Annotated in this window: 21 protein-coding genes; 15 read left to right on the forward strand and 6 right to left on the reverse strand. The window is 67.7% G+C overall.

Annotated elements, in window-relative coordinates; translation table 11 throughout:
• Positions 1-210 precede the first annotated feature (210 nt).
• From mreC to AAHB16_RS20460, 6 genes are all read left to right on the forward strand, one after another.
• Positions 211-1,200, forward strand: a complete 990-nt coding sequence (mreC, locus tag AAHB16_RS20435) for a rod shape-determining protein MreC (RefSeq protein ID WP_150373205.1) — start codon at positions 211-213, stop codon at positions 1,198-1,200.
• The gene (gene mreD, locus AAHB16_RS20440) at positions 1,197-1,709 is read left to right on the forward strand and encodes a rod shape-determining protein MreD (RefSeq protein WP_150373204.1); all 513 of its coding nucleotides are present in this window, start codon (positions 1,197-1,199) and stop codon (positions 1,707-1,709) included. Before mreC ends, mreD begins: the two co-directional genes overlap by 4 nt.
• A 46-nt stretch (positions 1,710-1,755) precedes the next feature.
• Positions 1,756-4,176, forward strand: a complete 2,421-nt coding sequence (gene mrdA / locus AAHB16_RS20445; protein ID WP_150373202.1) for a penicillin-binding protein 2 — start codon at positions 1,756-1,758, stop codon at positions 4,174-4,176.
• Between the two features lie 12 nt (positions 4,177-4,188).
• A complete protein-coding gene (gene rodA / locus AAHB16_RS20450) occupies positions 4,189-5,331 on the forward strand; it encodes a rod shape-determining protein RodA (protein WP_150373201.1) in 1,143 nt (380 codons plus the stop codon).
• Positions 5,332-5,402: 71 nt separating this feature from the next.
• On the forward strand, positions 5,403-6,074 hold the full coding sequence (locus AAHB16_RS20455; RefSeq protein WP_342051846.1) for a DUF484 family protein: 672 nt from the start codon (positions 5,403-5,405) through the stop codon (positions 6,072-6,074).
• Between the two features lie 31 nt (positions 6,075-6,105).
• Entirely contained in the window at positions 6,106-7,182 is a 1,077-nt protein-coding gene (locus AAHB16_RS20460; protein WP_342051847.1) for a tyrosine recombinase XerC, read from the forward strand.
• Positions 7,183-7,186: 4 nt separating this feature from the next.
• Here the strand turns inward: AAHB16_RS20460 and AAHB16_RS20465 are convergent, their stop codons facing one another.
• Positions 7,187-8,146 (reverse strand): transcriptional regulator GcvA, encoded by a 960-nt coding sequence (locus AAHB16_RS20465; protein WP_150373196.1) that lies wholly within the window; start codon positions 8,144-8,146, stop codon positions 7,187-7,189.
• Between the two features lie 213 nt (positions 8,147-8,359).
• Between AAHB16_RS20465 and AAHB16_RS20470 the strand changes: the two genes are divergently transcribed.
• The 9 genes from AAHB16_RS20470 to pcp all read left to right on the forward strand — a co-directional run bounded on the left by AAHB16_RS20470 (position 8,360) and on the right by pcp (position 15,815).
• The gene (locus AAHB16_RS20470) at positions 8,360-8,728 is read left to right on the forward strand and encodes a DUF2917 domain-containing protein (protein WP_150373195.1); all 369 of its coding nucleotides are present in this window, start codon (positions 8,360-8,362) and stop codon (positions 8,726-8,728) included.
• A gap of 58 nt (positions 8,729-8,786) precedes the next feature.
• On the forward strand, positions 8,787-9,533 hold the full coding sequence (gene lipB / locus AAHB16_RS20475; RefSeq protein ID WP_342051848.1) for a lipoyl(octanoyl) transferase LipB: 747 nt from the start codon (positions 8,787-8,789) through the stop codon (positions 9,531-9,533).
• A gap of 51 nt (positions 9,534-9,584) precedes the next feature.
• On the forward strand, positions 9,585-10,571 hold the full coding sequence (gene lipA, locus AAHB16_RS20480; RefSeq protein WP_342051849.1) for a lipoyl synthase: 987 nt from the start codon (positions 9,585-9,587) through the stop codon (positions 10,569-10,571).
• 361 nt (positions 10,572-10,932) lie between these two features.
• Complete coding sequence (gene pxpB / locus AAHB16_RS20485; RefSeq protein WP_150373190.1) at positions 10,933-11,583, forward strand: 5-oxoprolinase subunit PxpB; 651 nt, start codon at positions 10,933-10,935, stop codon at positions 11,581-11,583.
• Positions 11,580-12,599 (forward strand): 5-oxoprolinase subunit C family protein, encoded by a 1,020-nt coding sequence (locus AAHB16_RS20490; RefSeq protein ID WP_150373189.1) that lies wholly within the window; start codon positions 11,580-11,582, stop codon positions 12,597-12,599. The genes pxpB and AAHB16_RS20490 overlap by 4 nt, the downstream gene beginning before the upstream one ends.
• 51 nt (positions 12,600-12,650) lie before the next feature.
• Positions 12,651-13,391 (forward strand): 5-oxoprolinase subunit PxpA, encoded by a 741-nt coding sequence (gene pxpA, locus AAHB16_RS20495; protein WP_342051850.1) that lies wholly within the window; start codon positions 12,651-12,653, stop codon positions 13,389-13,391.
• 53 nt (positions 13,392-13,444) lie between these two features.
• Entirely contained in the window at positions 13,445-14,185 is a 741-nt protein-coding gene (locus tag AAHB16_RS20500) for a DUF969 domain-containing protein (RefSeq protein ID WP_150373186.1), read from the forward strand.
• A gap of 15 nt (positions 14,186-14,200) precedes the next feature.
• Complete coding sequence (locus AAHB16_RS20505; protein ID WP_150373185.1) at positions 14,201-15,151, forward strand: DUF979 domain-containing protein; 951 nt, start codon at positions 14,201-14,203, stop codon at positions 15,149-15,151.
• A 13-nt stretch (positions 15,152-15,164) separates the two neighbouring features.
• Positions 15,165-15,815, forward strand: coding sequence for a pyroglutamyl-peptidase I (gene pcp / locus AAHB16_RS20510; protein WP_342051851.1), 651 nt, complete (start codon positions 15,165-15,167; stop codon positions 15,813-15,815).
• Between the two features lie 6 nt (positions 15,816-15,821).
• Here pcp and AAHB16_RS20515 read toward each other — a convergent pair whose 3' ends face one another.
• From AAHB16_RS20515 to AAHB16_RS20535, 5 genes are read right to left on the reverse strand one after another with little or no spacing between them, the layout of a single operon-like run.
• Complete coding sequence (locus tag AAHB16_RS20515; protein ID WP_150373182.1) at positions 15,822-17,135, reverse strand: VanZ family protein; 1,314 nt, start codon at positions 17,133-17,135, stop codon at positions 15,822-15,824.
• Between the two features lie 30 nt (positions 17,136-17,165).
• A complete protein-coding gene (locus AAHB16_RS20520; RefSeq protein ID WP_342051852.1) occupies positions 17,166-17,954 on the reverse strand; it encodes an ABC-type transport auxiliary lipoprotein family protein in 789 nt (262 codons plus the stop codon).
• Entirely contained in the window at positions 17,951-18,898 is a 948-nt protein-coding gene (locus tag AAHB16_RS20525; RefSeq protein ID WP_191002153.1) for an MlaD family protein, read from the reverse strand. Before AAHB16_RS20525 ends, AAHB16_RS20520 begins: the two co-directional genes overlap by 4 nt.
• Complete coding sequence (locus AAHB16_RS20530; RefSeq protein ID WP_150373179.1) at positions 18,898-19,716, reverse strand: ABC transporter ATP-binding protein; 819 nt, start codon at positions 19,714-19,716, stop codon at positions 18,898-18,900. The genes AAHB16_RS20525 and AAHB16_RS20530 overlap by 1 nt, the downstream gene beginning before the upstream one ends.
• A complete protein-coding gene (locus AAHB16_RS20535) occupies positions 19,713-20,843 on the reverse strand; it encodes an MlaE family ABC transporter permease (protein WP_446718118.1) in 1,131 nt (376 codons plus the stop codon). The genes AAHB16_RS20530 and AAHB16_RS20535 overlap by 4 nt, the downstream gene beginning before the upstream one ends.
• Positions 20,844-20,970: the final 127 nt, after the last annotated feature.

The raw sequence follows: 20,970 nt of genomic DNA on the forward strand, positions 1-20,970 counted from the left end.
GCGGCGTCCCTGCTGCGTCGGGCTCCGCTCGCCGTCAGGCTTTCCGATACGACCCCATCGCCCGCTGCGGGATGGGTGGTTGCGTCCTTGGATTTCGAGGCGCTAGCAAAATGAAGCGAAGCGGTCCTGGCTAGGCGCGCGGCCGCAGACAGTACAAATGGTACGGCAAGGCCGCGCAACGACGCCAGGATCATTTTGATAGTGCCTCGAATGGATTACTCTCCGCCGCCTCTTTTCAAGCAGGGCACGTCCGCCGTGGCGCGACTGGTCGTCTTCGTGGCGATCTCTCTCGCGCTGCTGATCGTCGATGCCCGCTTCAACGCGCTGAGCGTCGCGCGCCAGGTCGCCGCCACGGTGCTGCTGCCCGTGGAGCGCGTGGTACTGGTGCCGCGCGACATGGTGCGCGGCGTGTTCGACTACGCGCAGTCCTCCGTCACGCTGGCTACCGAGAACCGCGAACTGCGCCGCAATGCGGTGCAGCAGGCCGAGGCCTCCGTGCGCCAGGCCGAGCTCGAAGCCGAGAACAACCAGCTGCGCAAGCTGCTGAGCCTCAAGGAGCGTTCGGCCACGCCGGTGACCACGGCCGAGATCCTCTATGACGCGCGCGATCCGTACAGCCAGCGCATCGTGATCGACCGCGGCAGCCAGCAGGGCGTGCGCGCCGGCTATCCGGTCATCGACGAGCGCGGCGTGGTCGGCCAGGTCACGCGCGTGTCGCCGTTCCAGTCTGAAGTGACGCTGCTCACGGACAAGGACCAGGCCATTCCGGTCCAGGTCGTGCGCAACGGCCTGCGCAGCGTGGCCTTCGGCGGCGCGCGCGCGGGCCTGCTGGACCTGCGCTTCATGGCGGCGTCCGCGGATCTGCAGCAGGGCGACCTGCTCGTGACCTCGGGGCTCGACGGCACGTATCCGCCGGGGCTGCCCGTGGCGAAGGTCGTGCAGATCGAGCGAAAGGCCGATACCGCGTTCTCGCGGGTGTACTGCGAGCCCGTGGCGGGTGTGCGCGCTCACCGCCAGTTGCTCGTGGTCCAGTACGAGGCGAACCTGCCGCCGCGGCCGGCCGACGAGCCGACCGGCAAGTCCGACAAGGCGGAGCGCGGCGCGCGCTCGGCGGCGGCCCGCGCGGCGGCCGAAAGCAAGGCGGCCGAGAAGGCCGACGGCAAATCCGAGAACAAGGCTGCCCGGGAGTCCGCGCAATGACCAATCGTCAGTATCTGCTGCGCCCCGTGAACCCCGTGTTCATCGCGATGAGCTTCGTGATGGCGTTCCTGTTCAACCTGATGCCCTGGGGCACCACGTTGTGGATCCCGGACATGGTGGCGCTGGTGCTCGTGTTCTGGAACATCCACCAGCCGCGCAAGGTCGGCATGGGCGTGGCGTTCCTGCTGGGCCTGCTGATGGACGTGCACGACGCACGCCTGCTCGGCGAGCACGCGATGGCGTACACGCTTCTTGCGTACTTCGCGATCACGATCCACCGGCGTGTGCTGTGGTTCTCGGTCTATGCGCAGGCGCTGCATGTGCTGCCCCTGCTGTTCGTCACCCACGCGGTGCCGGTGGTGATCCGGCTGGCGATGGGCGCGCCGCTGCCGGGCTGGCAACTTCTGCTCGCCCCGGGTATCGAAGCCCTCTTATGGCCGCTCGCCACCAGCGTATTGCTGGCGCCGCAGCGCCGCTCCAACGACGTGGACGAGACGCGCCCGATCTGACCCGATCCGACGCCCTCGTCAGAGATTCTCCTAGCAGTACCGTGCCATGACAGAAATCCGTAACGTCGAACTCGAAATCGGCCGCTTCCGCATCCGCGTGGCGGCCGCTGCGCTGTTCACGGTGATCTGCTTCGGCCTGCTCTTCACGCGCTTCCTGTGGCTGCAGTGGTACAAGCATGATCAGTATTCGGCCAAGGCCGAGGACAACCGCATTTCGGTGGCGCCGATCGAGCCCAACCGCGGGCTCATCATGGACCGCAACGGCGTCATCCTCGCGCGCAACTACTCGGCGTACACGCTCGAAATCACACCGTCCAAGCTGACCGACACGCTCGACAACACGATCGACGCGCTGGCGACCCTTATCGATATCCAGCCGCGCGACCGGCGCCGGTTCAAGCGCCTGCTCGAGGAATCGCGGAGCTTCGAGTCGCTGCCGATCCGCAGCCAGCTCTCGGACGAGGAAGTCGCGCGCTTCTCGGCGCAGCGTTTCCGCTTTCCGGGCGTGGATGTGCGCGCGCGCCTGTTCCGCCAGTATCCGCTCGGCGAGTCGGCGAGCCACGTGATCGGCTATATCGGCCGCATCTCGCAGCGCGACCAGGAGCGCATCGAGGAGATGGACACGGCCAACGATGCCGAGGGCGCGAAATACGATCCGCGCAAGGACGCGGACAACTACAAGGGCACCAACTACATCGGCAAGATCGGCCTCGAGCAGAGCTACGAGAGCGAGCTGCACGGCCTGACGGGCTTCGAGGAAGTGGAAGTGAGCGCGGGCGGACGTCCGATCCGCACGCTGTCCACGTCGCCCTCCACCCCGGGCAACAACCTGATCCTGTCGCTGGACATCCGCCTGCAGCAACTGGCCGAGCAGCTGTTCGGCGACCGCCGGGGCGCGCTGGTGGCGATCGAGCCGGCCACGGGCGACATTCTCGCGTTCGTCTCCAAGCCCACCTACGATCCGAACCTGTTCGTCGAGGGCATCGACACGAACACCTGGAACGAGCTCAACAACTCGCCGGACAAGCCGCTGCTGAACCGGCCGCTGCGCGGCACGTACCCGCCGGGCTCGACCTACAAGCCGTTCATGGCACTGGCCGCGCTGACCACGGGCAAGCGCACGGCCGCATGGGGCATGCACGACCCGGGCTTCTTCACGTTCGGCAACCACACGTTCCGCGACGACAAGCCCGGCGGCCATGGCTGGGTCGATATGCAGGCGTCCATCGTCCAGTCGTGCGACACGTATTACTACGCGCTGGCCCGCGACATGGGTGTCAACGGCATCCACGATTTCATGAAGCCGCTCGGCTTCGGCCAGATCACGGGCATCGATATCGAGGGCGAAAGCCGCGGCATCCTGCCGTCCACCGACTGGAAGCGCAAGGCGTACCGCAAGCCCGAGCAGCAGCGCTGGTACGACGGCGAAACGATCTCGCTCGGTATCGGGCAGGGCTACAACAGCTTCACCATCCTGCAGCTGGCCAATGCGGTGTCGATCATCGTCAACAACGGCTCGGTGATGAAGCCTCACCTGGTCAAGGCCGTGGAGGACTCGGTCACGCGCCAGCGCACGCTGACGGTGCCGAAAGAGAGTTACCGGATTCCGCTCAAGCAGGCCGATATCGACGTGATCAAGAAGGCGATGGTCGCCGTGACCCACTCCGGTACCGCCGCGCGCGTGTTCGCGGGCGCGGCCTACGAGTCGGCCGGCAAGACCGGTACCGCGCAGACCTATACGCTCGGCAAGAACGAGAAGTACAACCACCATGCGCTGGAAGAGCGCAAGCGCGACCACTCGCTCTACACGGCGTTCGCGCCGGCCGACAATCCGAAGATCGCGCTCGCGCTGATCGTCGAGAACGCGGGGTTCGGCGCGGCCGTGGCGGCGCCGATCGCGCGCAAGGTGATGGACTACTACCTGACCGGGAAGTGGCCCGAGGAACTGCAGGCCAGCGCGCCGCCGCCGGCCGAGCGCGAGCGCGCGGGCGGCAAGCCGCCCGTCGATACGCCGAGCGTGTTCACGACCGGCCAGACCGCGAGCGTGGCCAGCGCCACCGTGATGATGACCGCGCCGACGGCCGCCGCCAGTGGCGCGGCCGGTGCCGCAAGCGGCGTCAGCGCGGCCGTGGCCGAAGCGAGCGGCGCCGGTGCCGCCAACATGGCGGCGGCCAGCGCGGCGGCGGGACAGTCCGCAGCGCACAGTGCTTCGGAAGCGCTCGCGCAGCGGCTGGACCCCGACGCGATCGCGCCGGCCTCGGCCGTCGATACGCTGGACGCGCGCATGCTGCAGGCGCTCGGCCACAGCCGGCTGGCGCCCGCGTCGGCCACGGCCACGCCGGCGGCACCCGCGGGTCCGGTCAAGAAGCCGGTTGCGCCGGCCGGGCAGCAGGGCGCGCCCGCCGTGCCCGCGAAGCCGCGCGCGCGTCCCGTCGCGGCGACCGCCGCCCCAACCGTCACCGAATAAGGAGAGGCGCTCATGGAAAAACGTCGCGTCCTGTCCGTGCTTCGGACCGCATTCACGGGCTTCGACAAGCCGCTCGCGCTGATCGTGTTCCTGCTCTTCGCCACGGGCATCGTGGCGCTGTACTCGGCCGCCATCGACATGCCGGGCCGGGTCGAGGACCAGTTGCGCAACATCCTGCTGTCGTACGTGGTGATGATGGTGATCGCCTACATGCCCACGCAGCTGCTGATGCGCGTGGCGGTGCCGCTCTATACGGTCGGCGTCGCGCTGCTGATCGCGGTGGCGATGTTCGGGCTGATCAGAAAGGGGGCGCGGCGCTGGCTCAACGTCGGCATGGTCATCCAGCCGTCGGAGATCATGAAGATCTCCATGCCGCTGATGCTCGCGTGGTACTTCCAGAAGCGCGAGGGCGTGATCAAGTGGTTCGACTTCGTCGTGGCGCTGCTGCTGCTCGGCGTGCCCGTCGGGCTGATCGCGAAACAGCCAGACCTCGGCACGGGCCTGCTGGTGCTTGCCGCGGGCCTCTACGTGATCTATTTCGCGGGACTGTCGTGGCGCATCATCCTGCCGCTGCTGGCGATCGTCGTCGTGGCGATCACGCTGCTGGTCTCCTACGAGACCCAGATCTGCGCGCCCGGGGTGAACTGGCCGATCCTGCACGATTACCAGCAGCACCGCGTCTGCACGCTGCTGGACCCGACCACCGATCCGCTGGGCAAGGGGTTCCATACGATCCAGTCGATCATCGCGATCGGGTCGGGCGGCGTGACGGGCAAGGGCTGGCTCAAGGGCACGCAGACCCACCTCGAGTTCATCCCCGAGAAGCACACCGACTTCATCTTCGCGGTGTTCTCGGAGGAGTTCGGACTGATCGGCAATGCGGTGCTGCTCGTGCTGTACCTGCTGCTGATCTTCCGCGGGCTGTATATCGCGGCCAATGCGCCGACGCTGTTCTCGCGGCTGCTGGCCGGGGCGATCACGCTGATCTTCTTCACCTATGCGTTCGTGAACATGGGGATGGTGAGCGGCATCCTGCCCGTGGTGGGCGTGCCGCTGCCGTTGCTGAGCTACGGGGGCACGGCGCTCGTCACGCTGGGCATGGGCATCGGCATCCTGATGAGCATCTCGCGTCAGAAGCGGCTGATCCAGACCTGACCCATCGAAGGCGACTCAAGCTGCCCTTTGCTACACTGCCGACCACAACACCCATGCCTGGTAGAGACGCCATGAATTCGCAAGACGTTGCAAGCTGGCTGCAGAGCCATCCGCAGTTTTTCGAGGATCACGCCGAGCTGCTCGCGGCGGTCCAGCTGACGAGCCCGCACAGCCACCGTGCCGTGTCGCTGCAGGAACGCCAGATGGAAATCCTGCGCGAGAAGAACAAGGGCCTCGAGCTCAAGCTGGCGGACCTCGTGCGGCACGGGCATGACAACGACCGCACGCAGCAGCGCATGCACGCATGGCAGCTGCGCCTGCTGGCGGAAGTGGACTCGCACGCGCTGCCGTATGCGGTGCAGGACGGCCTGCAGCAGGTGTTCGACGTGCCCGCCGTGGCGCTGCGCCTGTGGAACGTGGGCCAGGCCTACTCGCATATGGAAGTGGCACAGGGCGCCAGCGACGACCTGCGCCTGTTCGCCGAGGGCCTGCGCGCGCCGTACTGCGGCCCGAACAGCGGCTTCGAGGCGGCCGGCCTGCTGGAGCGCGCCGATATCGCATCGCTGGCCATGGTGACGCTGCGCGCGCCGGCGCGCGTGGGCGAGGAGGGCGCGGGCCCGACGTTCGGCCTGCTCGTGCTGGGTTCGCCCGATGCGCGCCGGTTCCACGAGGGCATGGGCACCGCGTATCTCGCGCAGATCGGCGAGGTGGCGGGGGCCGCCCTCAATCGTCTGCGCGACTGAGGCCTGGCCCTCTCGCTGCCGATCCTCCGCCATGGCGTCCCGCCGACCGTCGTCCGACAGCACCGCTATCGTCAAGGGGGCCGACGCCGAGCGGGATAGCGATCGCCGGCCCGCCACCGATGCACGGGTGGCACGCTACCTCGCGTGGCTCGAAACCGGCCGCAAACTCGCGCGCCATACGCTGATCAACTACACGCACGACCTCGCCGTGCTGGAAGCGCATGCCGCGCGCCATGCGCCGGGCGTCGACCTGCTCGCGCTCCAGACCCACCATATCCGCGCATTTGCCGCCCGCATGCATGGCGGCGGCCTGTCCGGCGCGACCATCGCGCGCGCGCTGTCGGCGTGGCGCGGGTTCTATCTGTGGGCCGCGCAACACGGCCTCGGCGTACCGGCGAATCCCGTCGATGGCGTGCGCGCGCCGCGCCGTGGCCATCGGCTGCCCAAGGCCCTGTCGGTCGAGCACGCGGTGGCGCTGGTGGGCCATCGCGGCAACGACGATGCGGCCGCGCGGCGCGACCAGGCCGTCTACGAGCTGTTCTATTCGAGCGGATTGCGGCTATCGGAGCTCGTGCAGCTCGACGTCCGCTATACCGAGGATGGCGACTATCGCTCGTCCGGCTGGCTCGATCTCGCGGAGGGCGAGGTCACGGTCATCGGCAAGGGCTCGCGCCAGCGCAAGGTGCCCGTCGGCAGCAAGGCGCTCGAAGCGCTGCGCGCGTGGCTTGCGGTGCGCGATCAGCTCGCGCGTCCGGGCGCGGCGCCCGAGGATGCCACGGCATTGTTTCTGGGCGCGCGCGGGGGGCGACTGTCGGGTGGCACGATCCAGCAGCGCATCAAGAAACAGGCGATCGCCGCGGGGTTGCCGACCGATGTCCATCCGCACATGCTGCGGCATTCGTTCGCGACGCACGTGCTGCAGTCGTCGGGCGACCTGCGAGCGGTGCAGGAGATGCTCGGCCACGCGAGCATTTCGACCACGCAGATCTATACGTCGCTGGACTTCCAGCATCTGGCCAAGGTCTACGACAAGGCCCACCCGCGGGCGGGGCGCGCGGCCAAGGCCGAGCCCGAAGCCGGACCCGAGCCGGACGACGAGACCGGCTAGGTCCCTAGTCGATCCACTGCGACAGGATGCCGCGAAAGCGCTCCATCTCCGGCAGCAGCCATTGCCGGAATGCCTGGACCTTCGGCAGCTCGAGGCTGTCCGGCGAACACACGAAATACAACAGCCACGGACACGCGATGCTCACGTCGAAAAGCCGCACCACGCGCCCCGACAGCAGATCGTTGTAAGCGAGCGACGAGCGGATCAGCGCGATGCCCTGGCCCTCGGCCGCCGCCTGCAGCAGCAGCGACGAATCCTGCAGCAGCAGGCCCTTGCGCGGCTCCGGCCAGTCGAGGCCGGCGGCCTCGAACCACGGTTTCCACGGATCGCCCTCGCCGCGCAGCAGCGGCATGCCGGCCATGTGCTGCGGCAGTTCGGGCAGGCGTCCGCCATTGAAATCGGGGCTGCAGACCGGGAAGAACCGGTCGTCCAGCAGTTGTTCCACATAGAGACCCGGATAGTCGCCGCTGCCCATGCGCAGCGCGATATCGACTTCCTCGCTCGCGAAGTCGACGAGCGAGTTCGATGAGAGCAGTTCGACGTCGAGCTCGGGATGCCGCTCGATAAAGCTGCCGATGCGCGGTGTGAGCCAGCGCGCGGCGAACGACGGCATGGTGCTGATGGTCAGCCGCTTGTCGCGGTTGCCGGCCTGGAGCACGCGCGTGGCATCGGCGATCTGCAGCAGCGCGTCGCGAACGCGCTCGGCGTAGACGCGGCCGTTGGCGGTCAGCGCGACCCGCTTGCCGCGGCGCTCGAACAGCGGCTGGCCCAGTTCCTCCTCGAGCGCGCGAATCTGGTGGCTGACCGCGCCGTGCGTGACGAACAGCTCGGTGGCCGCGCGGGAGAAGCTCTCGTGCCGGGCGGCGGCCTCGAACGCGCGGAGCGCGGCCAGCGCCGGCAGGCGCGGAAATTCGCGGCGCCAGCTGCGCGCGTCGTCGGGGTGCCAGGAGCCCTTTCCAGCCATAAATGACAGTCTCTACCGTTTTCTATGTGAGTTTCATTGACAAGCGAATGGAAAATATATCGTTTTGATAGTGCTAGGGCAATCCCTAGAATGCAATGCACCGGACGCCGCAAATCAACGCAATGAAGCGAACAAAACTGGCCCGGTCGAGGCGCCGGGCCAGTTCCGGTGCGGCGGCCAAGCCACGGCAGTTCGGTTATCGGAGAAGCCATCATGAAAACTCTGCTCACAACGACAGTCTTTACCCTGAATCCCGGCGAGGTCACCGCCCTCTCGCTCCATGCCGCCCAGCGCCTCACGGTACAGAAAGCCGCCGGCACGCACCTCTGGGTCACGCGCGAGAACGATTCGGAGGACTACTGGCTCCGTTGCGGCAGTAGCCTGTTGCTGCGCCGTGGCGACGAGATCGTGCTGAGCGTGGACCCGGCGGCGCCGGAGGCCATCCAGCTCGCGCTGATCGCCGAGGCGCGCCGTCCGTCGCTGACGCTTGGCGATGTGGTCCATATGGCCTGGCGCGCCGCGCGCCGGCTCGTGCGCGGCACGGAATGGACGCCGGGCAAGGATCAGGTCACGGTACTGTGAAGACCGCGCGATGAAGGGGGGCGGGCAGGCCCGCCCCCTTTTCGTTACACTGGCGGGCATGCATCCCATACAAGTCATCGATCGGGGTCGCGAGCCGTACGCACCCTGTTTCGACGCGATGCGGGCGTACACCGAAGCCCGCAACGCCGACACCCCCGACCAGATCTGGCTGGTCGAGCATCCGCCGGTCTACACGCTCGGCCAGGCCGGCGATCCCGCGCACCTGCTCGTGCCCGATGCGGCGATTCCCGTCGTCAAGATCGACCGCGGGGGTCAGATCACCTATCACGGACCGGGCCAGATCGTGGCCTACCTGCTGCTGGACCTCCGTCGGCGCCATCTGATGGTGCGGGAACTGGTCCAGGATATCGAGCAGGCCGTGCTCGATACACTCGCGGCGTATAATCTCGCAGCCGAGCGCAAGGCCGGCGCACCGGGCATCTATCTGTCGGATGGAGCGCACCGGGGTGCCAAGATTGCCGCGCTGGGCCTCAAGATCCGCAACGGCTGCAGCTATCACGGCGTCAGCCTCAACGTGCAGATGGACCTCTCGCCGTTCCTGCGCATCAATCCCTGCGGCTATGCCGGACTGGAAACGGTCGACATGGCGACCGCGGGCGCCACCGTGGTGGCGGACGATGCGCGCGAAGGCGCGATGCACCTGCCGGTGACCGCGGTTCATCACCCCGAGATCGCACGGCGCCTGGCGGCGGCCTTGTGCGAGGTGCTTGCGGCGCGCGAGGCGCGTGCCGTGGCCAACGGGCCCGCTGCCGTGGCCGGGGCAGAAACTGCCGCGGCCATATGAATGTGGTCGGCTCAGACAGCCGGCTCCCCAATTTTTAGCGGAAAGAACATTATGAGCGACGCCCTGATCGCCACCTCCAGCGAAGCCCCGCAGGCCGACTACGATCCGACCCGGAAGCAGAAGTCCGCCGACAAGACCGCGCGCATCCCCATCAAGATCGTGCCGGCCGAAAAGCTCAAGAAGCCCGAGTGGATTCGCGTGAAGGCCGCCACCGGCAATTCGCGCTTCTACGAGATCAAGGACATCCTGCGCGCGAACAACCTGGTCACGGTGTGCGAGGAAGCCAGCTGCCCGAACATCGGCGAATGCTTCGGGAAGGGCACCGCCACGTTCATGATCATGGGCGACAAGTGCACGCGCCGCTGCCCGTTCTGCGATGTGGGCCATGGCCGCCCCGATCCGCTCGACGTCAACGAGCCGGGCAACCTCGCCCGCACGATCGCGCAGCTGAAGCTCAACTACGTGGTGATCACCAGCGTGGACCGCGACGATCTGCGCGACGGCGGCGCCCAGCACTTCGTGGACTGCATCACGCAGACGCGCGAGCTGTCGCCGGTGACGCGCATCGAGGTACTCGTGCCCGATTTCCGCGGCCGCCTCGACAAGGCGCTGGACATCCTGCAGGCCGGTCCGCCCGATGTGATGAACCACAACCTCGAGACGGTACCGCGCCTGTACAAGCAGGCACGCCCGGGTGCCGACTATGCGCACTCGCTCAAGCTGCTGCAGGAATTCAAGCGCCGCAACCCGAACGTCGCGACCAAGTCCGGCCTGATGGTCGGCCTGGGCGAGACCGACGACGAAATCCTCGAGGTCATGCGCGACATGCGCGCGCACGATATCGACATGCTGACGATCGGCCAGTATCTGGCGCCGTCGAACCATCACCTGCCGGTCCTGCGCTACGTCCATCCGGACACGTTCAAGATGTTCGAGGACGAGGCCTACAAGATGGGCTTCACCCACGCCGCGGTGGGCGCGATGGTCCGCAGCTCGTATCACGCGGACCAGCAGGCCCATCAGGCCGGGTTTGCCTGATCGCCTGATCGCTTCCTGAAAGCACTGCCAGACGGCCGGGACCTCCCGGCCGTTTTTGTTTTCCGTGCGAATGCGCAACGGCGCAGAACAGGGCACGGGACGGGATTTTGGCTGCTTTTCGGGGCACGTCGGCACCCTTTATGTGCAGATGGACCTAGGGACATCCCGAAGTGGTCGCCGTTCGCTTGTTTCGATATGATGAATTTATCGATAAAACATCGATGAAATAGCTAAACGTCACGTTTGGATCGTCAAGCAGGCCCATAACTTGCTCTAGACGACGGCGTTCGGGACTTCCGGTTCGCACTGGGATTCCTACACTGACCTGACAAGTCCGGTCCTCATCACAACGGCACCCACCATGCCCCAATGCACCGTTCACCGCCTGGCGGAACAGGCGCTGCTGTATAGCGTCGCCCCGCCAGCTTCCCTCGAGGTACAGCGCCGGATCTGGGCCATGGCCGAGCGGGCCGCGGACTGGCGCGGCGTGGTCGACGTCGTGCCGGGCATGAACAACCTGACCGTGGTCTTCGACGGCGACGCCGACGTGAGCGCGCTCGAGCGCAACCTCAAGGTCGCCTGGGCGTCCGGCGAGACCCGCAATGCCACCGGCAAGCTCGTGGAGATCCCGGTCCGGTACGGCGGCGAGTACGGCCCGGATCTGGCCGACGTGGCCGCGCATACCGGACTGTCGGCCGAAGAGGTCGTGCGGCGCCATGCCGCCGGCGAATACGTCGTGTACTTCCTCGGCTTTCAGCCGGGCTTCGCCTATATGGGCGGCATGGAGGCCGCGCTGGCCACGCCGCGCCGCCGCGAGCCGCGGCTGGCCGTGCCGGCGGGCGCCGTCGGCATCGGCGGCGAGCAGACCGGCATCTATCCGGCCGTGCTGCCGGGTGGCTGGCAGCTGATCGGCCATACCGATGCGCAATTGTTCGTGGCGGACCGCGATCCGCCGTCCCTGTTTGCGCCGGGTGACACGGTGCGCTTCGTCATCGAGGAATTTGTCGCGTGATTGAAATCATTCGCCCTGGCGCACAGGCATCGGTCCAGGACCTCGGCCGTATCGGGTTTCGCCGCTTCGGTGTGGGCCGCTCGGGCGCGGCGGACGGCCTCGCCCTCGACGTCGGCAATCGCCTCCTCGGCAACGCGCCCGGTGACGCGGGTATCGAATTCACGCTGGGCCGCGCGGCCATGCGCTTCCACGCCGATATGCGCGTGGCACTGACGGGCGCCGAGTGCGGCGCCAATCTGGATGGCCTGCCCGTGTGGGCGTGGCATGCGTTCGACGTGCGCAAGGGGCAGGTGCTGACGCTGCCGGCCGCGCGCGGCGGCACGCGGACCTATCTCTGCGTGTCGGGCGGTATCGACGTGCCCCTGGTCATGAACTCGCGCAGCACGGACCTGAAGTCCGGCTACGGCGGCTTCCAGGGCCGCGTGCTGCGCGACGGCGACCGGTTGCCCGTCGGCCGCGTGGGCCTTGCGAGCGAGCAGGACTGGCTCGGCGTGGCCGCGCCCGCGTGGGCGCTGCCCGTCAATCGCGAAGGCGATGCATGGGTCGTGCGCATGCTGGCCGGCCCCGAGTACGAGGATTTCGAACCCGCATCGCAGGCCGCGCTGTGGGAGGCCGAGTGGACGATCACGCCGCAGAGCAACCGCATGGGCCTGCGTCTGCAGGGGCCGTCGCTCGCGCGCCGCGCGGACCGCAGCGCCGACCTGCTCTCGCACGGCGTGGTGCCCGGTGTGATGCAGGTGCCGCCGGCCGGCCAGCCGATCGCGCTGATGAGCGATGCGCAGACCACGGGCGGGTATCCGAAGATCGGCGTGGTGATCGGCGCCGACCTGTGGCGCCTGGCGCAGGTGCCGCTCGGCGCAACGGTGCGCTTCATGCAGGTGTCGCTCGATGGGGCCGCGGCCGCGCAGGCGGAAGTGGACCGCTACCTGCGGCAGATCGATCAGGCCCTGCGGTGGCAGGGCGACGGCATGGTGATCGCCGCGCGACGGCGTACCCAGACGCGCGCGGTGGCGTAACCCGCATCGCGCGCGCTTCCAGACAATCAGAACCCCTCGCAGGAGAACCCCATGGAAATCGACCTCAACGCCGACCTCGGCGAAGGCTGCGGCAATGACGAAACGCTGCTCACGCTGATCAGTTCCGCCAACGTTGCGTGCGGCTGGCACGCCGGCGATGCGGCGACGATGCTGCAGACCGTGAAATGGGCGATCGCCAACGGCGTGGCCATCGGCGCGCATCCGAGCTTTCCGGACCGCGAGAACTTCGGCCGCACGGAAATGCAGCGCGACCCGGAAGCCGTGTACGCCGACGTGCTTTACCAGATCGGCGCGCTCGACGCGATGGTCCGCGCGCAAGGCGGCCAGCTCGCGCACGTGAAGGCGCACGGCGCGCTCTACAACATGGCGGTGCGCGACGCGAAACTGTGCGAGGCGATCGTCCGCGCGGTCCGCGACTACAACCCGAACCTCGTGTTCTTCGGGCTGGCCAACAGCCAGATGATCACGATCGCGCGCGCCCACGGCCTGCGCGTGAAGGAAGAAGTGTTCGCCGACCGGGGCTACAACCCGGACGGCACGCTCGTCAAACGCGGCACGCCCGGCGCGCTGCACGACGACGAGGAAGTGGCCCTGAACCAGACGCTGAGCATGGTGCGCGAGCAGCGCGTGCGCGCCATCGACGGCAGCTGGGTCCCCATCCGCGCCGAAACCGTGTGCCTGCATGGCGACGGCGCTCACGCGCTTGCATTCGCGCGCCGTATCCGGGAACGGCTCGGCTCGGAAGGCATTGTTGTACGGGCTGGCGTCTGAGGGGTACCCCCGCAGGCTGGCGTCGATCCATCACACTCTATCTGGTGTCCTTCATGGAATCAGCTGTCAATCTTTGGCCCCTGCTTGGGGTCGGTGTCATCATCATCGGCTTCGTGCTGCGATTCAATCCGATGCTCGTGGTCGCGCTCGCGGCCATCGCGACCGGGCTCGCCGCATCGATGCCGCTGATGCAGATCTTCACGGCGATCGGTACCGCGTTCGTCAAGGCACGCAACCTGCCGCTGATCATCCTGCTGCCGCTCGCGGTCATCGGGCTGCTCGAGCGCCACGGCCTGCGCGAGCATGCACAGGCGTGGATCTCGCGGATCGCCTCGGCCACGGTGGGCCGCCTGCTGATCGTGTACCTCGCGGTGCGCGAACTCACCGCCGCGATCGGCCTGACCAGCCTCGGCGGCCATCCGCAGATGGTGCGTCCGCTGCTGGCCCCGATGGCGGAAGGCGCTGCCGAGAACCGCTTCGGCCAGCTGCCCGAACCCGTGCGCCAGCGCGTGCTCGCATTCTGCGCGGCCACCGACAACGTGGGCCTGTTCTTCGGCGAGGACATCTTCGTGGCGTTCGGCGCCATCGCGCTGATGCACACGTTCCTGCTGTCGTCGAACATCGACGTGGAGCCGCTGCATATCGCCGTGTGGGGGATCCCCACCGCCATCTGCGCATTCCTGATCCATGCCGTGCGCCTGAAACGCCTGGACGGCTGGCTCGCGCGCGAACTCGCGGGCCGCTCTGCCGTGCCCCCCAATGCGACCCCGGCTGCCGCCGGCAAGAGCGAATAACGGGAGCCGGACATCATGATCGTATCCATCGAATACCTCTACTGGCTCGCGGGCCTGGTGCTGGCCATCACGGCACTGATGACGTTCACGGACAAGACGCACCCGCGTCGCCTGTCCACGGGACTGTTCTGGCTGCTGTACGCAATCATCTTCCTGATCGGCGACAAGATTCCGCCGGCCATCGTCGGTATCGCCGCCGTCGTCATGGCGCTGATCGCGGGCTTTGGCGGTGTGGGCCAGGGCAAGCACGGCAGCCTGCCGGAAGAGGAGCGCCGCGCGAGCGCGAAGCGCCTCGGCAACAAGCTGTTCATCCCCGCGCTGCTGATTCCGCTCGTCACGGTGCTCGGCACGGTGCTGTTCAAGGACGTGAAGATCGCGGGCCTGGCGCTGCTGGACCCGAAGAACGTCACGTTCGTCTCGCTCGGTATCGGCTGCCTGATCTCGCTGGCCGTGGTGTGCTGGCTCACGCGTGACACGGTCGCGCAGGGCGTGAAGGAATCGCGCCGCCTGATCGAGTCGCTCGGCTGGGCGCTCGTGCTGCCGCAGATGCTCGCGATGCTCGGCCTCGTGTTCGCCGATGCGGGCGTGGGCAAGGCCGTCGCGCACCTGACCACCGCGTACATCAACATGGACTACAAGCTCGTGGCCGTGGCCGTGTACTGCGTCGGGATGGCGCTGTTCACCGTGATCATGGGCAACGGCTTCGCGGCATTCCCCGTGATGACCGGCGGCGTGGGCGTGCCCATTCTGGTCGGCATGTTCCATGCGAACCCGGCGGTGATGGCGGCGATCGGCATGTTCTCCGGCTACTGCGGTACGCTGATGACACCGATGGCGGCCAACTTCAACATCGTGCCGGCCGCGCTGCTCGAACTCGACGACAAGAACGCCGTGATCCGCGCGCAGGTGCCGACCGCGCTCGCGATCCTGGTGGCCAATATCGTCCTGCTGTACTTCCTGATGTAACGAGGGCCTTTGCATGCGCACCGTACTGCTTACCGGCTTCGAGCCGTTCGAGAATGAACCGGTCAATCCATCGTGGGAGGCGGTGCGCGCGCTCGACGGGCAGCGCGTCGGCGACGATGCCGTCATCGTCGCCCGGCAGTTGCCCTGCGTGTTCGGCGCGGCCATCTCCGGCATGGAGACGCTGCTCGAGGAACTGAAGCCCGAGGTGGTGATCGCGGTCGGCCAGGCGGGCGGCCGCACCGAGATGTCGATCGAGCGTATCGCGATCAATGTCGATGACGCGCGCATCGCGGACAACGCGGGCGCGCAGCCGATCGATACGACGATCGCCACGGAGGGTCCCGCCGCGTACTTCTCCACGCTGCCGATCAAGGCCATCACGCGCGACCTGCGCGCGGCCGGGGTGCCGGCGATGGTGTCGCAGACGGCAGGCACGTTCGTGTGCAATCACGTGTTCTACGGGCTTATGCATGCGCTCGCGCGGCGCAAGCTGGACGCGCGCGGCGGCTTTATTCATATCCCGTATCTGCCCGAGCAGGCGGCCCGGCATCCGGGCGCACCGAGTCTTGCGCTCGAGACGCTGATCGCGGGCCTGCGCGTTGCGGTGGCCACCACGTTGAACACTGCCGCCGACGTTCGCGAGCAGGGCGGCCAGCTTCACTGAGCGGGTCTAGCGCGTCTTGCCGTCAACCGTGTGGTCCGCCGTGTCGTGGCGTTCGGTCGCCGCGGCCACCGCGCGGGCGGTGGCGCGGCGCTGGGCGCGGCGTTGCAGCTTGCGCCGCAGCGTCACCTGCTCCAGCCGCCAGATCACATAGCAGAACGCGAGCAGCGGCCAGAACCAGCCGAGCCACTGCGCGAGGCTGTTGAAATGCACGAAGCGGCCCATGCGCCAGCCTTGCTCCGAAATCCACGCGTAGGGATTCGATGGCAGCACGTTGGTCAGCACGACCAGCGTGGCCAGCGCCAGCATCGCCAGCGTGGCGCGCAGCCAGCGTGGCAGGCGCAGCAGCAGCACGAGCAGCAGCGAACTCGTCAGCAGCGCGAAGCGTCCTCCCTCCGACAGCCAGTTGAACGAGTTGTCCTCGGGAAACTGCAGTTCCGCCACCGCGGCCTTGATCAGCAACGCGGACGCCAGCAGTCCCGCGAGAATGCGCAGCATCGGCGCCGTGCGCCGCATCGCGAGCGACGCGAACAGTCCGGTGCCCAACCAGCTGCTGGCCGTGACCAGCGTCTCCAGCAACAGCTGGCTCTGCATGTCGTCGGGCCGCAATCCCACCGAATCCTGCCAGGTCAGCAGCATCGGGAACAGCGCCTGCAGCCATTCCATCGGCCACGAATCCGGATCGGTCAGCCATTCGCGCACGATGCCGCCCATGCCGAACAGATGCTCCTGCGGAAACACCTGCGCGAACGGCCACAGCAGCAACAGGATGATCGCGAAGCTCGCATGCGGCTCGAACCACGCCATGCGCAGCCGTGTCAGCGTGCCGCGGTCGATCAGCGCGCTGCTGAAGGGCGCGATCACGGCCGCGCCGAGCAGCGCGCCCAATGCGTTCGTGATGAGGTCGATATTCGACGGAATGCGATTGGGCAGCCATGTCTGCAACGCTTCCATGGCCGCCGACAGCAGTGCGCCGGAGACGAACGCGAGCAGCGTCGCGCGCGCGCCCGATATGCGGGGATGCAGCGCCAGCACCACCAGCGCGCCGAACGGGCAATAGCCAAGGACGTTCGTGATCAGATCGAAGTCCGTGATGTAGCGCGGCTTGGGCGCGCTGAGGTATGCAAACGGCGAGATGCCGTTGTTCACCCAGCCCGAGAACGGATAGAGGCTCGCGTAGACGACGAGCAGCGTGAAGCAGATGAGGCCGACGCGCGCGAGCGGCGAATGACGCGGCAGCCAGCCCTCCAGTTCGGGCTGGCGTGGATACGCCGGTGGACTCGGGGGCGGGCTCGGCGGAGGAGCCGGTGCGTGCTTCGCCATGGCCGGATGCTGGGCGCGGCGCGCGTGTCCTCAGCGCATCGTGCGCGTGGGGGCGGCCCCGGGCCCGGGCGCGGGTGCCGGGGGCGCCTCGGGCACCGGCATGGTCGTGCCGGGGAACAGCGGCGCCGCGCTGACGGTCGTGCCGGGCGCGCCGGGGTCCAGCGGCAGCGTGGCCACCCAGTCGAGGATCGCGGCAATCACGGCGTCGCTGCTGGCCGCGAGCGCGCGTACGCCGCCCGCGCCATCGGCCGTGGGCGCGGGCTGCTCCGCCACGAACGTCTTCTGGCCGATCTGGCCCTTCTGGTACACGGTCACGCGCGCGCGCACGACGCCGCGGCTCGACGTGGCCGTGTCGAAGACCTGCTCGAACGCGAGCAGGTCCACGCGCATGCCCGGCGCCGAGGCATCGCGGATCCAGCCGAGCGCGCCGCGCGCCGACACCGCTTCGCGAAGCCGGTCGTCGAACAGCCGTGGCGCGGGCTGTACCCAGCGCTGCGTGGAATAGGCCTGCAGCCTCTGCGGCTGCGAATACTGCAGCCGGTAATAAAGCTGGCTGCCGTCCATCCAGTCCGGCCCCTCGGTCTGGGCCACGCGCATCTTGGGCAGCGGCGCCGGCGGCTGCGCGGGCGCGGCCGCGAGCGGGCCGAGGTCGTAGGTCGTGGCGGGCGGATTCGACGACAGCACGCTGCAGCCGGTCAGCAGGAGCGGCAGCACGAGCAGGGCCACGGCCGCCTGCGGCAGGCGGCGCGCAACCGTGGCGAACGATGCAGTCAGCGGGGCGGCGGTGGTCATGGCGGTGGACTCTCGAAGTCGGTTCATGGTGATGGCGTCTTGAAGCCGGACTCACCCGGGCCGGGCGTGGGCGTCGGACCGCCGAACAGCACGCTGTTGGGCTGATCGCCAAACGTGCCGGCCGCGCGGTCGATGCTGCGGACGGTCTGGCGCGCATCGCGCGCCAGACCGTTGATCTGCGGCAGCGTCTCTTCGTTGATGGTACTCGCGGCAGCCTGCACGGAGTCCGCGGCGACCTGCAGGTCGTTGCCCACCTTGTTCACGGTGCGCATCACGGTGCCGTTGGGGCTCGCCAGTTCGTCGGTCATGCGGCGCGCCGAGGCCAGCGTCGCGTTGAGGTTGTCCACGGCCTTCGGCAGCTTGTCCGCCGTGGGCTGCAGCGTCTTCGCGAGCTTCGAGTAGTTCTCGGCGGTCTCGTGCATCGACTTGATCGTCGCCATCAGTTCGTCGCGATTGGTGGTCTGGAACATCTCGTTCAGCGACGACATCAGCGTCTCGGTCTGCGTCAGCAGCGAGTCCCCGCGCTTCTCCAGTTCCTCGAAGAACCCCGGCCGCATCACGATGCGCGCGGGCTCGCGCGCGGACGTGCGCAGCGGCGGCGAGGCCTGGCCGGCGCCTTCCTCGCGCGCCGTATCGTCGAGCTGCACGTATGCGATGCCGGTCACGCCCTGGAACCCGAGCGTGGCGTACGTGGTGCGCGTGATCGGCGTGTCCTGGTTCACGGTGATGCGCACGATGATCTGGCCCGGCACCTGCGGATCGAAACGGATCGACACCACCTTGCCCACGTCGAGACCGCGATACTTGACGTCGGCCTGCGGGCCCAGGCCGTTGACGGTGGAGCGCGTGATGAGGTCGTAGGGCACCCGCACCGCATGGTCGCTGCTGAACCAGAACACCGAGAACAGCACCAGCACGGCCAGGCCGATCGTGAAGACCCCCGCGAGGAAGGCGTTCGATTTGTTTTCCATCAGGCTTCTCCGTGAGGCGGCACTGCCAGCGCCTGCATCGCTCGCTGGGCGCGTTCGCCCAGGAAGTATTCGTGGATGAAGGGATGATCGACCTTGATCACCTCCGAGATCGGCGCGGCCGCGAGCACCTTGTGGTCGGCCAGCACGGCCACGCGGTCCGACAGCGCGACGAGCGTGTCGAGGTCGTGCGTGATCATCACCACGGTCAGGCCGAGCTCCGTGTGGAGCTCGCGAATCAGGGACACATAGTCGTCCGAGGCCATCGGGTCGAGACCGGCCGTCGGTTCGTCGAGGAACACGAGCTCGGGCTCCAGCGACAGCGCGCGCGCGAGCGCCACGCGCTTGATCATGCCGCCGGACAGGTCCGAGGGCATCTTGTCCGCATCGCGCGCGGACAGCCCGACCAGCTGCAGCTTGAGCAGCGCGGCCTGGCAGATCAGGTTGTCGGGCAGCGCGCGCAGCTCGCGCATCGGCAGCGCGATATTGTCGATGACGGACAGCGCGGAAAACAGCGCGCCGCGCTGGAACTGCAGCCCCCAGCGGTTGCGCAGCGCCTGCAGCTGCGCGGGACGCAGCGACGCGGGCGTCTCGCCGAACACCTTGATCGTGCCCGATGTGGGGCGTTCGAGCCCGACGATCTGGCGCAGCAGCACGGTCTTGCCCGTGCCGGAGCCGCCGACGATCGACAGCACCTCGCCGCGATAGACGTCGAGGTCGAGCCCGTCGTGGACCACGGCATCGCCGTAGCGCTTGACGAGGTTGCGGACCTCGATGATGGTCTCGCCGTGCGTTTGCGGCGCCTTGTCCGGTGCGTTCATATCCCGACGTCCTTGAACAGGATCGCGAAGATTGCATCCGCGACGATGACGATCGTGATCGACGTGACCACGGATGCCGTCGTCCCTTCGCCGAGGCTTTGCGTATTGGGTTTGATACGCAGGCCGAAATGGCATGCGGTCAGCGCGATCAGCATGCCGAACACCGCGCCCTTGCCGAGGCCGAGCCACAGGTTGGCCACCGGTACCGCGTCGGGCAACTGGCGCAGGAAGTACGAATAGCTGATGTCGAGCTGGAGCTTGGCGGCCGTCATGCCGCCGAACAGCGCGAGCAGATCGGTCCATGCGACGAGCAGCGGCATCGATACGGCCAGCGCGATCACGCGCGGCATGATCAGCCGGAAGCCGTGCGAGATGCCCATCACGCTCATCGCGTCGAGTTCCTCGGTCACGCGCATCACGCCGATCTGCGCGGTGATCGCGGAGCCCGAACGGCCCGCGATCAGGATGGCCGCGAGCACCGGTCCGAGTTCGCGGATCACGGCCATGCCGAGAATGTTCACGATGAACGTGCTCGCCCCGAACGTGCGCAGCTGGTTCGACGACAGGTACGACAGCACGATGCCGATCAGAAAGCCGACCAGTGCCGTGATGCCCAGCGCCTTGTAGCCGATATTGTAGATATTCGCGGAGATCTCCCGCCACGGGCCGCGCTGCGGCGCGCGTGCAAAGCGCAGCAGGTCGAACGTGAGCTGCCCCAGCATCGTGACGCCGTTGGCCAGCTGCATGATCATCGACAGGATGCCCGCGCCGAACAGGGTGATCGGATTGAACCGATCGACCATGCGCTTCTTCCAGCCGTCGGTCTTCAGGGCCGCGATGCGCCCGAACACGCGGCGCTGGCCGTCGTCGGCGGTCAGGCGCTCGGGCATCTTGCCCTGCCACGCCTGCCAGATCAGCTGCGCGCCGATATGGTCGAGCCTGCCGACCCCCGCGAGCGTCCATTCGGCGCTGTCGGGGGCGTTGACCAGCGACTTGAGCTGGGCGCGCAGGCCGCGCGCACCCCCGCAGTCCGCGAGCGCGAGCGCGGTCCAGTCCCCCTGCAGGGCGATCCTGCAGGTTCCATCCTGGCGCTGGATGTCGATGGCGGGCGTCGTCGGGCGATCCAAATGAAATACCGGCGATGTGATGGTTGAGTCCCGAAGGTTGAGTCCCGATTCTAAGCTACCGATCACGATGTGGCGATGAGACTTCCTCTGACACGGAGAAACACGATGGTTCCCAAAGGGCACGGCT

It is taken from the genome of Cupriavidus sp. OTU4054 (genome assembly GCF_038440175.1).
Classification (GTDB): domain Bacteria; phylum Pseudomonadota; class Gammaproteobacteria; order Burkholderiales; family Burkholderiaceae; genus Cupriavidus; species Cupriavidus pauculus_D.

What these genes read in the sequence shown, in the direction of transcription:
- AAHB16_RS20465 (WP_150373196.1), bottom strand. Translation starts at nt 8,146, where the DNA reads ATGGCTGGAAAGGGCTCCTGGCACCCCGACGACGCGCGCAGCTGGCGC.
- pxpB (WP_150373190.1), top strand. Translation starts at nt 10,933, where the DNA reads ATGCCCCAATGCACCGTTCACCGCCTGGCGGAACAGGCGCTGCTGTAT.
- AAHB16_RS20515 (WP_150373182.1), bottom strand. Translation starts at nt 17,135, where the DNA reads ATGGCGAAGCACGCACCGGCTCCTCCGCCGAGCCCGCCCCCGAGTCCA.
- pxpA (WP_342051850.1), top strand. Translation starts at nt 12,651, where the DNA reads ATGGAAATCGACCTCAACGCCGACCTCGGCGAAGGCTGCGGCAATGAC.
- AAHB16_RS20530 (WP_150373179.1), bottom strand. Translation starts at nt 19,716, where the DNA reads ATGAACGCACCGGACAAGGCGCCGCAAACGCACGGCGAGACCATCATC.
- mrdA (WP_150373202.1), top strand. Translation starts at nt 1,756, where the DNA reads ATGACAGAAATCCGTAACGTCGAACTCGAAATCGGCCGCTTCCGCATC.
- lipA (WP_342051849.1), top strand. Translation starts at nt 9,585, where the DNA reads ATGAGCGACGCCCTGATCGCCACCTCCAGCGAAGCCCCGCAGGCCGAC.
- mreD (WP_150373204.1), top strand. Translation starts at nt 1,197, where the DNA reads ATGACCAATCGTCAGTATCTGCTGCGCCCCGTGAACCCCGTGTTCATC.
- AAHB16_RS20525 (WP_191002153.1), bottom strand. Translation starts at nt 18,898, where the DNA reads ATGGAAAACAAATCGAACGCCTTCCTCGCGGGGGTCTTCACGATCGGC.
- AAHB16_RS20500 (WP_150373186.1), top strand. Translation starts at nt 13,445, where the DNA reads ATGGAATCAGCTGTCAATCTTTGGCCCCTGCTTGGGGTCGGTGTCATC.
- lipB (WP_342051848.1), top strand. Translation starts at nt 8,787, where the DNA reads ATGCATCCCATACAAGTCATCGATCGGGGTCGCGAGCCGTACGCACCC.
- rodA (WP_150373201.1), top strand. Translation starts at nt 4,189, where the DNA reads ATGGAAAAACGTCGCGTCCTGTCCGTGCTTCGGACCGCATTCACGGGC.
- mreC (WP_150373205.1), top strand. Translation starts at nt 211, where the DNA reads ATGGATTACTCTCCGCCGCCTCTTTTCAAGCAGGGCACGTCCGCCGTG.
- pcp (WP_342051851.1), top strand. Translation starts at nt 15,165, where the DNA reads ATGCGCACCGTACTGCTTACCGGCTTCGAGCCGTTCGAGAATGAACCG.
- AAHB16_RS20455 (WP_342051846.1), top strand. Translation starts at nt 5,403, where the DNA reads ATGAATTCGCAAGACGTTGCAAGCTGGCTGCAGAGCCATCCGCAGTTT.
- AAHB16_RS20520 (WP_342051852.1), bottom strand. Translation starts at nt 17,954, where the DNA reads ATGAACCGACTTCGAGAGTCCACCGCCATGACCACCGCCGCCCCGCTG.
- AAHB16_RS20505 (WP_150373185.1), top strand. Translation starts at nt 14,201, where the DNA reads ATGATCGTATCCATCGAATACCTCTACTGGCTCGCGGGCCTGGTGCTG.
- AAHB16_RS20470 (WP_150373195.1), top strand. Translation starts at nt 8,360, where the DNA reads ATGAAAACTCTGCTCACAACGACAGTCTTTACCCTGAATCCCGGCGAG.
- AAHB16_RS20460 (WP_342051847.1), top strand. Translation starts at nt 6,106, where the DNA reads ATGGCGTCCCGCCGACCGTCGTCCGACAGCACCGCTATCGTCAAGGGG.